This is a genomic window from Janthinobacterium sp. J1-1 (assembly GCF_030944405.1).
In the GTDB taxonomy this organism is placed as follows: Bacteria; Pseudomonadota; Gammaproteobacteria; order Burkholderiales; family Burkholderiaceae_D; genus Janthinobacterium.
Genome location: NZ_CP132339.1, coordinates 2,659,992 through 2,675,539 on the forward strand (window position 1 = coordinate 2,659,992; position 15,548 = coordinate 2,675,539).

Consider the following 15,548-nt stretch of genomic DNA (forward strand, 5'->3'; position numbering starts at 1 on the left):
GTATAGTCCGGACCTTCCCTGATTTCAGCTGCCACTTAGCTTCTTATCCAGTAACGACATGACTAATAGCAAGAAAACCTCCCCGGCGCCAGCCACCATTGCCCTGCGTGGCCTCGTCATCGGCGCCGTCGCGGCCAGTCTCGCCGGCTGCGGCATGATCAGTTCGGTAGTCGGCGGCGACAAGGTCGACTACAAGTCGGTCAAGAAAGCCAGTTCCCTGGATGTGCCACCCGACCTGACGCAACTGCAGCAAGACAACCGCTACTCCCTGCCTGACGCGAAGAACGGCGTGGCGACCGCCTCCGGCTACAATGCCCAGCGCAATGCCGCCGCCGGTACGCCGGCCGTGGTTGGCGCCGATGGCGTGGTCGGCGTGGTGCCGATCACGGCCGGCTCTGTCAAGGTCGAGCGCGCGGGCAACCAGCGCTGGCTGGTGGTCAAGCAGTCGCCTGAGGTGCTGTGGCCGCAGGTGAAACAATTCTGGGAAGACGCAGGCTTTACGATCGCCCTCGACCAGCCGACGGCGGGCATCATGGAAACCGAGTGGAATGAAAACCGGGCCAAGATTCCGCAGGATATCATCCGCAAGACGATCGGCAAGGTTTTCGACGGCCTGTATTCGAGCGGCGAGAAAGACAAATACCGCACCCGTGTGGAACGCCTGGCCGACGGCTCGACCGAGATCTACATCAGCCACCGTGGCGTGGAAGAGGTACTGACCGGCCGCGACAAGGAAAGCACCACCTGGACGGCACGTCCCAACGATCCCGGCCTGGAAGCGCAATTCCTGGCTCGCCTGATGACCCGCCTGGGCGCGGCCAGCGACGAAGCGCAAGCCCGTACCGCGGTCGACGCCGCGATTGTGCAACCGCAGCATGCGAAGCTGGTCGGCGATGTCGCCACGCCGGCGCGCGCGATCGAAGTCGACGAAGGTTTTGACCGTGCCTGGCGCCGTGTCGGCCTGGCGCTGGACCGTGTCGGCTTTACCGTCGAAGACCGCGACCGCACGCAGGGCACGTATTTCGTGCGCTACGTCGACCCGGACGCCGTCAAGAAAGACGGCTTCTTCTCGAAGCTGTTCAGCTGGGGCTCGTCGGACGACAAGGACAAGGGCGCGCAGCGCTACCGCGTGCTGGTCAAGGCCGCCGCCACCGGTTCGGCCAGCACCGTCAGCATCCTGTCGAACGAAGGCCAGCCCGACGTCTCGCCAGTGGCCGAGAAGATCCTGGGCTTGCTGAACGATCAGTTGAAGTAACAGTAATGATTGCAGGGCGGTGGGTGCATACCCGCCGCGCGGCAAAAAGGCTGGCCCGGAAACGGCGCCAGCCTTTTTTATCGCCTGCCACTCTGGGGTCATGACAAAGTGGCGGACGTAAAAAAGCCGGCCCGAAGGCCGGCTTTTTCACTACGGGTGCTAAATTACTTAGCAGCCGATGCAGCCGACGAAGCGGCAGCAGCAGCGTCCGAAGCAGCCGAAGCGGCGCTCGAAGCAGCAGCAGCAGCATCGGTAGCAGCCGAAGCAGCAGCGTCAGCAGCTGGTGCTGGAGCAGCTTCAACTACTGGTGCTGGTGCTGGGGTTTCAACTACTGGTGCTGGTGCAGGAGCTTCTTCTTTTTTGCTGCAAGCAGCCAGAGCAACAACCATCAGGGAGGCGATCAGCAGGGATTTTTTCATTTGTTTTCCTTAATTATTTCAAAAAATAAATCAACATTGTTGCGATGAATAATTACCGGTAATTATCGCTCGTTAGGTCGTCTTCGAAGGCTTTTCGTACCAGGTGGTGCCTGCCAGACAACGGAAACTTCCTAACCGAATATTATAGCGATTTTTGGTGCGTCGCAATAGGAGCAAGAGGCAAATTCGCAACTATTTTGTGATATCGCAATATTTGCCAAGGCAAATTGCAAGCAAGTGTAAGAGTTTTGCGAAAGCGCGTCAAAACGATATTAAAACTCCATCTTTCTTTGCGTCAGCGCAGACTCTTTACCCTTGCCTGTGTTTCACCACATTTGCTGCGTTGCGCCTCAATCAGGCCAGTTCGAGCCAGCCATCCTGATACCAGGTGTACAGCGCTTCCATCACGTCATCGGATGCCAGGGCCACGGCCGCGCCGTTCAGGGCACGGTCATTGGCCAGCGTCTCCAGCGCCGTTTTATCGGCCCGGCCAATCGCGAACGACTCGCCATTGATGAAGACATTCTTGCCACGATACAGCATCAGCGTCTTGCGTGACAACACAACACCCTTCTTGTGTGCCGCTTGTGTGAAGCGTCCCACAGTCAGCGGCTTGGCCAGTGGCGTGAAGAACACATTGTGCTTCGGTTCGGACAGGTGTTCGCCGAGGAAAATGGTGACGTCCTCTTCCGTGAAGCGCACCTTGTTCATCTCTTCGGTGATCACGCTGAGCATCTCGCGCGGGATTTCCGCCGGCTTGGCCGACGCCTTCAGGTCGGGGTCGCTGTAGATGCCGGGCAGGTCGATCGAATCGGCCATGAATTGCAGGAACGCTTCGCCCAATTCCTGGAACGATGGCGAACGGAAACCGATCGAATAGGTCTGGCAGTCGCCGATGGCCACGCCGTCGTGCGCATAGTGCGGCGGCAGGTACAGCATGTCGCCCGGTTCCAGCGTGAATTCTTCGTCGGGCGTGAAGTTGCTGAGGATTTTCAACGGCAGGCCGTCGATCAGGCTCAGGTCCTGCTGCGCGCCGATGCGCCAGTGGCGCTTGCCCTGGCCTTGCAGCAGGAACACGTCATAGGAATCGAAATGCGGGCCGACGCCGCCGCCGTCGGTGGCGAAGCTGACCATCAGGTCGTCCAGGCGCGCATCGGGCAGGAAGCGGAACTGGCGCAGCAGCGCGTCGGCATCGGCGCTGTGCAGGTTGGCGCCTTGCACCAGCAAGGACCATTGCTTCTGTTTCAGGGAGGGCAGGCTGGCCAGCGGGCCCTGCTGCATGGACCAGTGGCCGTCCACCAGGCTGACCAGGCGCGACTCGACATGGTCGAGCTTGGCCAGTTCGGCCAGGGCCTTGAAGTCCAGCAGGGGCTTGAAGCCAGGCACGGCCTGGCGGATCAGCAGCGGTTTTTTATGCCAGTAGTCGCGCAGGAATTGCGCCGGCGTGATGTCGCCGAGGAGAGTTAATTTTTTCATGCGCCCATTATAACAACCGGAAATGCAGGAATGCGCCTGTCGTTGGCGGCGGAAAGGTATAATTTGTCAGCTTATACAATGAAAGGAAGCATAATGAAGATTGCCAAAAATACGGTCGTGACTGTCAACTACAAACTGTCAGACGCGCAAGACAATCTGATCGAAGACGGCCGCCAGCCGATGGTCTATCTGCACGGTGATTATGAAAACACCCTGCCGAAGATCGAAGAAGAGCTCGACGGCAAGGAAGTTGGCTATTCCAACACGATCCAGATCGAACCGGATGATGCTTTCGGTGAATACGACCCGGCGCTGGTCAAGGTCGAGCCACGCAATCGCCTGCCTGAGCCGCTGGAAGTGGGCATGCAGTTCGAAGGCATGCCGGAAAGCGATTCGCCGGACGAAGAAGCGATGATCTTCACCGTCACCGATATCGCCGACGACAAGGTCGTTCTGGATGGCAACCATCCGCTGGCCGGCATCGCGCTGCGCTTTGCGCTGACGGTCGCCGACGTGCGTGAAGCCACCGAAGAAGAAATTGCCCACGGCCACGTGCATGGCGCGCATGGCCACGGTCATGACGATGAAGATGGTGATGACGAAGGTGCTGAAGGCGATCACTTCCGCACCCATCCTATCCACTAATCGATAACACCTGACCAAACCTGCTGCGCGGCGCGCTTTGCGGCCGGCGATGCTCACCGTACTGAAGTACGGTTGCGCTTCTCGGCCACAAATCACTGTCGCTCGCTACGGTTTGCTCAGGCGTCGTGACGCTAGTTGTAAAGCAGTACTTCTGATTTAACGGCGCGGCACCGACGGCCTGGTGGCGCGCTCGCGCACTTCAAACAGCGGCGTCTTGCCGGTGCGTACCGCAATCGCCGCCCAGTCGCTGGCGATGCTGACATGGCCCACATTACTCTTCCAGTGGATGGCCGGCGTGGCGCCCTGGCGTGTTCCCTTGCCCTTGCTGTCCCGCTCTTTCTGCGTATCAACCAGTAATACCTTGCCACCGAATTTTTTTGCGAGCAGGCGGATCTGCTTGCGCGGACCGGCAAAGCCATCCTGTTTCGAGCTGAAGCTGGGCAACAGCGAACTTTCCTCTTCATCGAGCACGCCGACGTCGCCGTCGGAAAACAGCACGATGCCGTCGAGCTTCTTGCCTTGTGCCATGGCGAACAGCCGCTGCAGCCAGGCGCGGTTGGCCACCAGCCGGTCTTCGAATTCGCTGTTGCGGCCCGCTTCTGGCAGGAAATGGTTGTTATTGGCGGGCAGGTTGACGGTGGCAAACAGCACGCCGCCCACTTCCCAGTGCGCATTTTCCGCATAGCTGCGGAACTTGGCCGTCGATGACAGCCGCGACAGGTTCAGCTTGCGCTGGCCCAGGCTCTGGTTGTCGGCGAAATACACGTCGCGCAAGCGGTTCAGCCGTTCGATGGCGTTGACCCTGCCGCGCGAATTGCGGCAGCCGGCCCAGTCGCTGGCCGACAGTGACACGATCAGCGGCGAGGTACTGGCCTCAAATAAATCCTTGCGCTGGCCGTACAGCTTGTCGGTGCACGATTCGCTGGCGGCCTTGATGCCGGTCGCCACCACGAACGAGGCATTGAAGGCGCTGGCGCCGGCAATCGCTTTTTTCAAGGGCCCGTCATCGGGTCCGGCCTGGAAGGAGTGGCCCAGCACGGCAAACTCGAAGCCGGGGTTGCCGGCATTGGCCAGCGCCGGCGCCGGCGCCAGATGGCAGCTGGCTACCAGCAAGGTCAGGCTTGCGATGCGACTCTTCAAGGTCATGCGGCGGCCAGCCGTTTCAACTGATACAGCTGCTCGAGCGCGTCGCGCGGTGTCAGGGCATCGGGATCGAGTTCGGCAATCGCGTCGAGCAAGGCCTGTTGCGCTTCGCTCAGGGCGGCCGGTGGCGCCGTTTCTTCTTCCTCTGCATATGGATCGGACGCCGGCGCGGCAAACAGGTCGCGCTGCGGCGTGGCGTCCAGCGCCTGCGCTTCCAGCCGCGCCAGGTGCTTGCGCGCAGCCTTGATCACCGGCTGCGGCACGCCGGCCAGCTGGGCCACCTGCAAGCCGTAGCTTTGCGAGGCGGGGCCGGGCTGCACCGCGTGCAGGAAAACGATGCTGTCCTTGTGCTCGACGGCCGACAGATGCACGTTGGCCGCGCTCGGATGGCTGTCGGGCAATTGCGTCAGTTCAAAATAGTGCGTCGCGAACAGGGTGAAGCTGCGGCTGGTGTCGATCAGATGGCGCGCGATGGCCCACGCCAGCGCCAGGCCATCAAAAGTGGAGGTGCCGCGGCCGACTTCATCCATCAGCACCAGCGAGTGCTCGGTGGCGCCGTTCAGGATGGCCGCCGATTCCGTCATTTCCACCATGAAGGTCGAGCGTCCGCCTGCCAGGTCATCGGTCGCGCCGATGCGGGTAAAGATGCGGTCGATCGGGCCGATGGTGGCGCTGGCGGCCGGCACATAGCTGCCCACGTAGGCGAGCAGGGTGATCAGGGCCACCTGGCGCATGAAGGTCGATTTACCGCCCATGTTCGGGCCGGTGATCAGCAGCAGCCTGCGTTCGTTGACGAAGCGGCAGTCGTTGGCGATAAAGCGCTCGATCTGCTTTTCCACCACCGGGTGGCGGCCTTCGACGATATTGATGCAGGGCTCACCCACCAGCTGCGGCGCGGCCCAGTTGTGCTGCTGCGCATGTTCCGTCAGTGCATTTAAAGTATCGAGCTGGGCCAGGCCCTGGGCGATGGTTTGCAGGGTGCCGATATGCGGCGCCAGGTCGGCCAGCAAGATGTCGTACAGCAGCTTTTCGCGCACCAGCGCCTTGTCCTGCGCCGACAGCGCCTTGTCCTCGAACACCTTCAGTTCCGGCGTGATATAGCGCTCGGCGTTTTTCAGCGTCTGGCGGCGGCGGTAGTCGTCCGGCACCTTGTCGGTCTGGCCGTGCGTGACCTCGATATAAAAGCCATGCACCTTGTTGTATTCCACGCGCAGGTTGGCGATTCCCGTGCGGGCCCGCTCGCGCGTTTCCAGGTCGACCAGGAACTGCCCGGCGTTTTCCGACAGCGCGCGCAATTCATCGAGCTCCGCATCGAAGCCGCGCGCAAACACGCCGCCGTCGCGCACCATCGCGGCCGGCTCCGGCGCCACCGCGCGCACCAGCAGGTCGAGGCAGGTTTCTGGCGTGGCCAGTGCGTTATGGATGTCGGCCAACAGGCCGTCGCACGGCTCGCCGCCATAGCAGTGGGTGACGCGTTCGCGCAGCGCCGGCAATTGCTGCAAACCATCGCGCAGGGCGGCCAAGTCGCGCGGGCGCGCCGAGAGCAGGGCGATGCGGGTGGTGATGCGTTCAATGTCCGGTACTTGCGACAGGGTGGCGGCCAGTGGCGCCGCCGCTTCGCTGTGCATCAGCGCGGCGATCGCCTGGTGACGCGCGCGCGCCACGCCCTGATCGCGCCGCGCGTGGTGCAGCCAGTGGCGCAACATGCGCGAACCCATGGCGGTGCGGCAATGATCGAGCAGCGAAAACAGGGTGGGGGACTCTTGCCCGCGGATGGTTTCCGTCAGTTCCAGGTTGCGCCGCGTGGCGGCATCGAGGCCGATGAATTCGCTTTCCGTCTCGGTCGTCAAGGAGCGCACGTGTTGCAGGCCACGGCCCTGGGTCGACTGCGCATAGCGCAGCAGCGCGCCGGCCGCGCCGAACGCGGCGCCGAGGCCATCGGCGCCAAAGCCGGTCAGGGTCGCCACGCCGAGCTGGTCCAGCAGCGCCTTGTGTCCGCCGGCCACGTCGAAATGCCAGTCCGGCACGCGGTTGACGTGGGTGGTCGGATGGTCGTCAAACAGCGTGCCGGCGTCGCCGCTGAGGATCTCGGCCGGCACGATGCGTTCCAGCTCCTGCTGCAGCCGCAAGGCAACAGTTTCGCTGCTGCCCGAAAACTCCATCAATTTGAGCGCGCCGCTGGCCAGCGACAACCAGGCCAGGCCGGTGGTCACCATCTTGCGCTGCGTGATGCTGCACAGGGCCAGCAGCGGCCGCTCGGCCTTTTCCGGCAGCAAGTCGGCGTCCGTGAGGGTACCCGGCGTGACCACGCGCATCACCTTGCGCTCGACCGGCCCCTTGCTGGTGGCCGGATCGCCGATCTGCTCGCAAATGGCGACCGACTCGCCCAGTTTCACCAGCTTGGCCAGGTAGCCGTCGAGCGAATGAAACGGCACGCCGCACATCTTGATCGGATTGCCGCTGGCCGCGCCGCGCGCCGTCAGCGTAATGCCCAGCAAGCGCGCGGCTTTTTCCGCATCGTCAAAAAACAGCTCGTAAAAGTCGCCCATGCGATAGAAGACCAACATCGTCGGGTGATTGTCCTTGATGCCCATATATTGCTGCATCATGGGCGTAAGTTTGCTTTTGTCGATCGTCGCAAGCTCTTGATTTGACTGCATTTTCATTTGTAAGTATTTGATTTGTTTCGTTATTCTGTTGATTCAATGTTCGCTCTATTGCATCATCGCACATCACCGCATATCATCACACTTCATGTTTTGGCGTAGCTTTTTTGGTTGGTTTTGCAAAGCTACGCCGAAAAACAGCCTTCAGGTTTTTGTGCTGGATTAAAGCTACGCCGGACCTACGCTAATGGGTGAGAATGTAATTCGATGCAAGAGCGGCGAAGCTGCTCGCGGCTGGTCAACACTTTACCATTTCCGACTGCCCAAGGCTGCGACATGAGGCTACAAAGTCGAAGAGATCGTGGATATATCGCTATAAAAGCCCGCTCGATGGACGTATGCGACAGACCAACATTGGCGAATGGCCAGCGATTTCCTTGGCGGCCTCGACGGTCGAGTGGGGGCGCCTGCGTGGTGCCCGCAGCGCCGGCTTCGACTTGGCTGTCGACAAGCGCGAGGTGCGCGCGCAGTCGCGCCAGGCTACGGAGGCGAAGAGCGACCGCAAGGCGAAAGCGCTGCTGACTGTTCGGCGCGTGGAGGATATGTATGTGGCTGGCCACCTGTAGCGCAATCGTGGTGAGAAAGGCGTCAAGGAAGTGTCGCGCACGTTCGAGACAATGCTGGGCGAGTTTGGCGATATGCCAGCGGCTGAGGTTTCACGCTCCCACGCTTTTGACCTGATCGAGAGCTTTGCCCATACTCCCGTTCAGGCGGCCAAACTTCGAGCGGAGCTAGGATCGGCCGGGGACTGCGCCAATGATGCCGGGTGCCTGTGCCGAACTGGTGTCGCTTGATCATGCGCGGCAAGCTGCGCAGCAAGGGGCGTGCGGTACATGGCGTCCAGGCTGGGCCGGTAAAGCGCATCTTGGGCGCGGAAGAGCTGACCACCTTGATCAAGTGGCTGCCGAATTTTTCAAATACAGTGGCCGACGTCCTGACGCTATACCTGTGGACATGCGCGCGCGGCTCGGAAATCATGGCCATGGAAGTGAGCGAAATCAGCGAGGATGATGATGGCCTCTGGTCGACAATTCCGAAGGCGAAAATGAAGAATTCATGGCGCGAACATGCTACCGATTTGCGCGTGCCTCTGATTGGCCGGGCTGAAGTCGTGGTGCGCCGACGCATGGATGCAGCTAAAGGAGCATACCTTTTTGCATCGAGGGGCAAGGTGCCTTACATGGAGCAAAAGTCGGTGGGTGTGGCTGTGTGGTTTCACATGCCGTACAGCAAAACGAAGCCGGAAGACCTGCGGCCGCGCTTGCCAGTGACGAATTGGGCGCCACACGATTTGCGGCGTAGCTGTCGCACGCAACTGGCAATACTGGGATGCACGGAAGAGGTGGCCGAGGCGGTGCTGGGTCATATGAAGAAGGGCGTCGTCGGCGTATATAACCGGCATGCATACGATCAGGAGCGTAGAGAGTACTTGGGCTGGCTCAATACGCATCTTGAAGCTTTGTAAGCAGCCTGCCCAAACTTGATAGTCATAGTCATAGTCATAGTCATAGTCGAGCGTCGAAGATCGCCAGGGGCCCGCAGTCCGCCTATCTATCTTGCCACAAGTTCTTGTGTGGCGAGCAATAATAAGTAAGAACCACATATTTCAGGGAAGATTCACGTATTTTCTAATGAGCAAGATGCTATCATCGTTGTTCGCCGGCTGAGTTCTGCCTGTAGCTCTTGGTCCTATATAGATAGATGCCTGCTAAATTTCTGGTAATTGAAAGAAAGAGGTCTGCAGAGAACGGTGATATCAATAAATTAGAATAATATATTAAAAATGACAATTAGTATCCCATCTTGGCTCCCGCGTTTTCTTAAAATAACTCTTCCTCTAGCTATTGGACTAGCATTTATATTATCAGCTGGGCCACAAGTTCAGAGCTATTTGTTTTCATTCGTAAATAGTAACGTTCCATCAGTGTATGGGTCTGCATATAAAGACCAGTTAATCGATTTTCCATCGCTGAGGGAATGGGCGGTGGGTGTGGCTAACTGGCCTTTTCTTGCTATGGCTTTTATCATTGTGTTAACCGCTATCAGGGATGCTAAGCCAAGAGTCATACTTTGGTGCGTTTCATTCAGTAGCTTCATTGTTCTTTCAATTTTTGATATCGGGTTCACGTTATATAGAGGTGATTGCACCGTTAAATTAATTGCTGAGAATCTTCTTGGTAATTTTGTGGGTTCTTTAGTTATTGCGGGTTTAGTGGTTGTAATTATAGCTTTGGCGGAATTTCTCTTTTTGCATGTTCCTGCGAATCCCGTTGCAAAAAAAATAGCTGCAGGATCATCTGTGGTAATCAGTGGGTTTATGTTTTTGGTATTGATGTATTACCTCGCGGATCTTTTTTATAGCCCACTGTCAGTTCGAATGGAGGCGCATTTGGCATCACCCGTTAGTGGAGCCATCGTATTTAAGGGGCAGAGTAATCCATCAGCGAAGAACAATGATGTTAAATTGAAAAAATTAAGCCAATCGCTAGTTCCGAATAAAGCAATTCATTCACATGCAAGCTGGCATGCAGCAGAAGGGCAACAGAAAATCGCTTTTAGGGGAATGTCGCCAAGTACACGCTATGAAGTTGCATTCATCTTTCTCTCTGGATTATGTACCTCTGAGAAAATAAAGAAGCTGTCTCCCGTTGAACCAACGATGAAATTTAATGATATTGATAAAGGAAATATTTCGTTTGATGCTGGGACAAGCATGTTGGATATTTTCACGCCAGAATCCGCTGCGTCAAAATTCTCGCTTTCTATAAAAGATTTATCAATGTTCTGGTTTGCGCAAGAATCGAGTACTAAAGAAACGCATTTAACCCATTTTTTAAATGAAAGTGACTCTGTAAAAATAGTTGTGGCGCACAAAGATAACTCCTTCCTTTTAACCGCGCCTCTGATGCAAACTAAGGCGGGAAAAACGGTACTTGCCACACGGATTTTCACCGCTAAGTTGGGCGCAAAGGATTATGTTATTCGATTCGCCCCTTCAAAGATGGCCCGATCAGACAGTGTCAGTAATTGTAAAGTTGTCGCCGCCGCTGACATCGAAAGATCTGATAATGGTGGATTTTTATCCGCCAAAGGTGTCAGAGCGGTCTCGAATGTTCTAGTAAAAATCACGCAAGATGAAGATCCTCAGACACTGAGTTCGGAAGAAACTGAGTTTCTGGTTTCTGGAGGCGGAGGATGGTTCAGACTTGACCCCATGAACGCGGAGGAATTCGAAAACCATCATGTTGGTGCATTGGAAATGGTGCAAACAAGGGGAAACATAAGTGAACTGGCACTGGATGGACAAGCTATGGCCGCTCGCCCGTTGAGCACCTACACTGCCGTAGGAGAATTCACGGCAGCTTACGGGGCGGGTGGGGCACTAATGGTCTCTGGTCTAGCAAAATCGCTCTGGAAAGATGATGGTCGTTTAAATATGACAAAATGGGAAAAATTAACTTGGGAACCTATGGTATTAATTTTAGGACTTTTAGGTGGTGCGATAGTATGGGTATGTGCACGACTGACAAAGTGCTTACGTGTAAATTCGCCTTTCCACTGGCTGAGCTAGCACCCAAAACCGTGCTAATGCCAATATACGCGAATAGCATAATGCGACATGCACAAGTGTAGTTGTGATGCCATCCGTTGAGAAAGACAAATCGGCACCGTCGCCTGACACACACGTAAAGTGCCACGACTGCAGGGAGTTCTTGATCAAAGATGCGCGCAAGTGCAAACACTGTGGATGCTCGCTGGTACCGCAGATATAACTCCCGCACGTTATAGTTCACAGGAGTTCCATTTGCGCAGGGGAAAAACGCTCGCAGCAGCACTCACGGCCCGCATGACGGGCCTTGTGCATTGAGAAGGTCGGACATGGTGCCTGGTCGGGAGAAATTTATGGATAATGAAGAAATGAGTCGCCTGCATATTGGAGGCAATGTAATCCGGATCGGCATGGTGCCTTCACAGGGGCCTGTACCGAGCTATTTTGGAATCGTGCTTGAGCGTGGACACGTGATTTATCAACTGATCCCTGGTAATGGCGAACAGGCCGAGATTTTGGCCATGACAAAGCCTGGTGATACCGTGCAGTTTAGTTTGGCAGTTAGTGTGGAAACGTTAACGCCCAACGGTCCCTCCGTACCAGTTGAGTTCCAGAACCCGACCTTGAAAAACGAACTGCAATTCCCTTCAATGGGCAATCTTCCTGTGTCGATGCGTAGAAATTACACTTAGGAAAACGCGCCCTAGTGGCACCCGACAGTCCGGCCGGAAGCCGGCCAAGGAAAATCCAGTTGCGCAATTGCAGTGGTGATTAGACCAGTCGCGTTTTTGCGTGGGTCTAAGTAGTCAGACGAAATTTATTGTGAATGCAGTTCCGAAACCTTTCATCAAGGATTCCACCTCGCTCAACAACTCACTTCCTTTCAGCCCGGCGAAACGGCGCCAGAAGTACTTGGCCTGTTTCCACAGGATCTCGATGCGATTCAGTTCCGGGCTGTAAGGGGGCAAGTAATACAGAAACAGCCCCTGTGCCACCCATTTTCGTCGGCATTTCTCAATCTGCGGCCCCTTATGAAATGACGCATTGTCCAGTACGACAATGCGCGGCACGGTATGTTTTTGTGCCGCGAGTTCGTCGAAAAAAGCGATCACGTCGTCGCGTACTGTCGGCCGACGTTGCGTTCGCCAGTGCAGCTTGTGGTCATGGCTGAGCGCACCCAGAACATTCACGCGCTCGCCATGTGACAGCGGTTCCACGCCACGCGTCTGTCCAATCGGCGACCAACCGGACTGAATCGGCGGATTCGGGCTGAAACCGGATTCGTCATAAAACAGCAGTTCACACCGCCCGGCGCGTGCCAAGTAATCCAACTCGCCGATTATCCGTGCGGACTTGCCGAAAGCTTCAGGCGGATGCTTTTTTTTAAACTGTAGCGGTAGCGCTTGTAGCTGAACTGCATCTCGTGCAGATATCGCCTTGCCGTTTCCTGGCTGATGACTGGCAAGCCTTCCGTTTGCGCCAGGGTCCGTAGCAGGCTGTTGGCGCTGCCCCCATCGGCTTGCGCCAATGCGCGCAGTGTCTCTTGCTGTTCGTAAGCGTCGTCCCACCGCCGTCTACCCTTGAGCATCGCACGATGCCATGATTGAATTTGGGACACAAATTGGTTGTGTCCACAAATTTATTTATGGACACAATCATTCAACCAGTTGCAATTAGGGCGAAACGCGGGCCGTATCGCCGTCACAGCGATGAATTCAAGCGTGCCGCTGTCGCACGTACGCAGGTCGATGGCGCCTCTGTCTCGCTGATCGCCCGCGAACTCAAGATCAACACCAATCAGTTGTTCAGTTGGCGCAAGCGTTTCGGTGACCAGGCGCTTGCCGGCGGCAATGCGCCAAGCCAGCTGGTGGCCGTCACAGTGCTCGACACCTTGCCCGCAAGTGCACCGGTCGCCAGCGTCCCGCCCGGCGTGATCGTGCTCAGCGTGGGCCAGGCCCAGCTGCGTCTGGAAGGCCAGGTCGACGCGACCACGCTGACGCTGTTGCTGGCGCGGCTACTGCCATGATCGGTTTGCCAGCAGGCACGAAGATATGGCTGGCCGCCGGCGTCACCGACATGCGTGCAGGCATGAACGGGCTGGCCGTCAAGGTGCAGGCGGCGCTGGCCGAAGACCCGTTCAGCGGCCACGTGTTCGTGTTTCGGGGGCGGCGCGGCGACATGCTCAAGGTGCTATGGTGGAGTGGTGATGGCCTGTGCCTGCTGTCCAAGCGGCTTGAGCGCGGGCGCTTCGTCTGGCCGCAGGCCGCCGACGGCAGTGTCGCCCTGACGCAGGCACAGCTGTCGATGCTGCTCGAGGGCATAGACTGGCGTCGGCCAGAGCGTACCTGGCGCCCGACAGCGGCCTTGTAAACGTCACGAACCTCGCGTAAACTCGGCCCATGCTCAACCCTGCCGACCTGCCCAACGACATCGATGCCCTGAAGGCATTGCTGTGGGCACGCGAGGTCGAAGTGGCGGGTTTGAAAGCGCAGTTGAATACCCGCGCCGCCGAGATCGAGCATCTGAAACTGCAGATCGCCAAGCTGCGGCGCATGCAGTTTGGCCGCAAGTCCGAAAAACTCGACCACCAGATCGAACAACTGGAGTTGCAGCTTGAAGACTTGCAGGCCGACGACGCCGAGGCCGAACGGGAGATGCCGGCAGCGGACCAGGCGCCGCGCAAACGGGCGGCACGCAAGCCTTTGCCCGAGCATCTGCCGCGTGATGAACAGCGCTACCTGCCTCCCGATGAAGCCTGCCCGTCCTGCGGCGGCAAGCTGCATCAACTGGGCGAGGACGTGGCCGAGCAACTCGAGTTCGTGCCGGCCAGCTTCCGCGTGATCCGTCACGTGCGCCCGAAACTGGCCTGCGGCGGCTGCGACGCCATCGTGCAGGCGCCGGCGCCAAGCCGGCCGATCGCCCGCGGTATCGCCGGTCCGGGCCTGCTGGCGCATGTGCTGGTGGCCAAGTTCGCGGATCACCTGCCGTTGTACCGGCAGTCGGTGATCTACGCACGCGAGGGTGTCGAGCTGGACCGGGCCCTGCTGGCCAGCTGGGTCGGCGCTGCCAGTGCGCTGCTGCGCCCGCTGGTCGAAGCGATCCGTCAACACGTACTGGCTGGCACCAAACTGCATGCCGATGACACGCCGGTACCAGTGCTCGCGCCTGGCAACGGCAAAACCAAAACCGGGCGGCTGTGGACTTACGTGCGTGATGATCGGCCAGCTGGCGACAACACGCCGCCGGCGGTGTGGTTCGCCTACTCGCCTGATCGTAAAGGCATCCATCCGCAAAGCCACCTGGCCCAGTTCAAGGGCGTGTTGCAAGCCGATGCCTACGCCGGCTTCAACGCGCTGTACGACAACGGCGATATCCACGAGGCAGCCTGCTGGGCGCACGCGCGGCGCAAGTTCCACGACCTGCATGCCGCACGGCCATCGCCGCTGACCACCGAAGCGCTGCGGCGCATCGCCGAGCTGTATCTGATCGAAGCCGAAATCCGTGGCAAACCGCCGGACCAGCGCAAGTCAGTGCGGCAGACAGAAGCATGCCCCTTGCTCGATGACCTGGAGCGCTGGCTGCGCACGTCTCTGGAAAAGCTGTCCCGCAAGTCGGACACGGCAGCGGCCATCCTGTATGCCCTGAACCTGTGGCCGGCCCTGACGCGCTACTGCGACAACGGCGCCATCGAGATCGATAACTCGGCAGCCGAACGGGCATTGCGCGGTATCGCCATCGGCCGGCGCAACTACCTGTTCGCCGGCGCCGACAGCGGTGGCGAACGGGCGGCCGCGATCTACTCGCTGATCGGCACCGCCAAGCTCAATGGTATCGACCCCGAAGCCTGGCTGCGCCATGTGCTGGCCAACATCGCCGATCATCCGGTCAACCGGGTTGACGCCTTCCTGCCCTGGAACTGCACCGCGCAGCTCCCTTCAGCCTAAACAACACGCCGCTTCCCAGCGGTGTGAGGCCATCATCTAGCAAATCAACACCCAGTTCAAGACGGCGCTGGCTTTACGCTTACTGCTGTTCGGCCGTCCACTTGCGTTTGCGCCCGGTATGATGGCCTTCATAAAGACCCATCAGGCCTTGCTTGTTCCAGCGTTGCCGCCATGCTTCAATGCTGTTCAGATGGACATGGAATTCGTTCGCGGTTTGCTGCAAAGTCAGTCCCTGACTCAATCGAACTATCGCTTGGGCACGTATCCGTACACGTGGATGCTGATGAAAAACACCCATGTCGCGCAATGTTTGCTGTTCAGCCGGTTGTAGTATCAGTAGTTTCATCACATCAACTCCTGCGTCGTTGCCTATCAGGCTTTGACAGCAAAAATTGACGAATTACTTAGTCGCCTTTTTATTTGATGCACCGACCTGAAATCGTATGGCGT

Annotated in this window: 16 protein-coding genes; 9 read left to right on the top strand and 7 right to left on the bottom strand. The window is 58.0% G+C overall.

From position 1 onward, the window contains the following. Window positions 1–58: 58 nt before the first annotated feature. Complete coding sequence (gene bamC, locus Q8L25_RS12090) at window positions 59–1,255, top strand: outer membrane protein assembly factor BamC (RefSeq protein ID WP_308925055.1); 1,197 nt, start codon at window positions 59–61, stop codon at window positions 1,253–1,255. A 164-nt stretch (window positions 1,256–1,419) separates the two neighbouring features. Here the strand turns inward: bamC and Q8L25_RS12095 are convergent, their stop codons facing one another. Together Q8L25_RS12095 and Q8L25_RS12100 are read right to left on the bottom strand one after the other, a co-directional pair. Beyond that, complete coding sequence (locus tag Q8L25_RS12095) at window positions 1,420–1,674, bottom strand: hypothetical protein (protein ID WP_308925056.1); 255 nt, start codon at window positions 1,672–1,674, stop codon at window positions 1,420–1,422. 354 nt (window positions 1,675–2,028) lie between these two features. Next, window positions 2,029–3,150: a cupin domain-containing protein gene (locus Q8L25_RS12100; RefSeq protein WP_308925057.1), complete on the bottom strand. Its 1,122-nt coding sequence runs from the start codon at window positions 3,148–3,150 to the stop codon at window positions 2,029–2,031. Window positions 3,151–3,243: 93 nt separating this feature from the next. On the opposite strand from Q8L25_RS12100, the gene Q8L25_RS12105 reads away from it, so the two are divergent. Then, complete coding sequence (locus Q8L25_RS12105) at window positions 3,244–3,795, top strand: peptidylprolyl isomerase (protein ID WP_308925058.1); 552 nt, start codon at window positions 3,244–3,246, stop codon at window positions 3,793–3,795. A 156-nt stretch (window positions 3,796–3,951) separates the two neighbouring features. On the opposite strand, the gene Q8L25_RS12110 is transcribed toward Q8L25_RS12105, so the two are convergent. Then, window positions 3,952–4,941, bottom strand: a complete 990-nt coding sequence (locus Q8L25_RS12110; RefSeq protein ID WP_308925059.1) for a hypothetical protein — start codon at window positions 4,939–4,941, stop codon at window positions 3,952–3,954. Further along, window positions 4,938–7,547 carry a DNA mismatch repair protein MutS gene (gene mutS / locus Q8L25_RS12115; protein ID WP_374694263.1) on the bottom strand — a complete coding sequence of 870 codons (2,610 nt, stop codon included), beginning with the start codon at window positions 7,545–7,547 and terminating at the stop codon, window positions 4,938–4,940. The genes Q8L25_RS12110 and mutS overlap by 4 nt, the downstream gene beginning before the upstream one ends. Before the next feature lie 326 nt (window positions 7,548–7,873). Between mutS and Q8L25_RS31730 the strand changes: the two genes are divergently transcribed. From Q8L25_RS31730 to Q8L25_RS12130, 4 genes are all read left to right on the top strand, one after another. Further along, entirely contained in the window at window positions 7,874–8,170 is a 297-nt protein-coding gene (locus Q8L25_RS31730; protein WP_374694302.1) for an integrase arm-type DNA-binding domain-containing protein, read from the top strand. 230 nt (window positions 8,171–8,400) lie between these two features. Beyond that, window positions 8,401–9,069 carry a tyrosine-type recombinase/integrase gene (locus Q8L25_RS31735; protein WP_374694264.1) on the top strand — a complete coding sequence of 223 codons (669 nt, stop codon included), beginning with the start codon at window positions 8,401–8,403 and terminating at the stop codon, window positions 9,067–9,069. 318 nt (window positions 9,070–9,387) lie between these two features. Next, window positions 9,388–11,175: a hypothetical protein gene (locus Q8L25_RS12125; RefSeq protein ID WP_308925061.1), complete on the top strand. Its 1,788-nt coding sequence runs from the start codon at window positions 9,388–9,390 to the stop codon at window positions 11,173–11,175. Between the two features lie 332 nt (window positions 11,176–11,507). Then, complete coding sequence (locus Q8L25_RS12130; protein WP_308925062.1) at window positions 11,508–11,846, top strand: hypothetical protein; 339 nt, start codon at window positions 11,508–11,510, stop codon at window positions 11,844–11,846. A 114-nt stretch (window positions 11,847–11,960) separates the two neighbouring features. On the opposite strand, the gene Q8L25_RS12135 is transcribed toward Q8L25_RS12130, so the two are convergent. After that, complete coding sequence (locus Q8L25_RS12135) at window positions 11,961–12,485, bottom strand: IS630 family transposase (protein ID WP_308925063.1); 525 nt, start codon at window positions 12,483–12,485, stop codon at window positions 11,961–11,963. A gap of 8 nt (window positions 12,486–12,493) precedes the next feature. Next, window positions 12,494–12,772: a hypothetical protein gene (locus Q8L25_RS12140; protein WP_308925064.1), complete on the bottom strand. Its 279-nt coding sequence runs from the start codon at window positions 12,770–12,772 to the stop codon at window positions 12,494–12,496. 27 nt (window positions 12,773–12,799) lie between these two features. Between Q8L25_RS12140 and Q8L25_RS12145 the strand changes: the two genes are divergently transcribed. The 3 genes from Q8L25_RS12145 to Q8L25_RS12155 are packed head-to-tail and all read left to right on the top strand — an operon-like array spanning window position 12,800 to window position 15,098. Further along, window positions 12,800–13,180, top strand: a complete 381-nt coding sequence (locus tag Q8L25_RS12145; RefSeq protein ID WP_308921039.1) for a transposase — start codon at window positions 12,800–12,802, stop codon at window positions 13,178–13,180. Beyond that, window positions 13,177–13,524: an IS66 family insertion sequence element accessory protein TnpB gene (gene tnpB, locus Q8L25_RS12150; RefSeq protein WP_070346880.1), complete on the top strand. Its 348-nt coding sequence runs from the start codon at window positions 13,177–13,179 to the stop codon at window positions 13,522–13,524. Before Q8L25_RS12145 ends, tnpB begins: the two co-directional genes overlap by 4 nt. 29 nt (window positions 13,525–13,553) lie before the next feature. Next, window positions 13,554–15,098: an IS66 family transposase gene (locus Q8L25_RS12155; protein ID WP_308921040.1), complete on the top strand. Its 1,545-nt coding sequence runs from the start codon at window positions 13,554–13,556 to the stop codon at window positions 15,096–15,098. Window positions 15,099–15,177: 79 nt separating this feature from the next. Here Q8L25_RS12155 and Q8L25_RS12160 read toward each other — a convergent pair whose 3' ends face one another. Next, complete coding sequence (locus tag Q8L25_RS12160; protein WP_308925065.1) at window positions 15,178–15,444, bottom strand: helix-turn-helix domain-containing protein; 267 nt, start codon at window positions 15,442–15,444, stop codon at window positions 15,178–15,180. Between the last annotated feature and the right edge of the window lie 104 nt (window positions 15,445–15,548).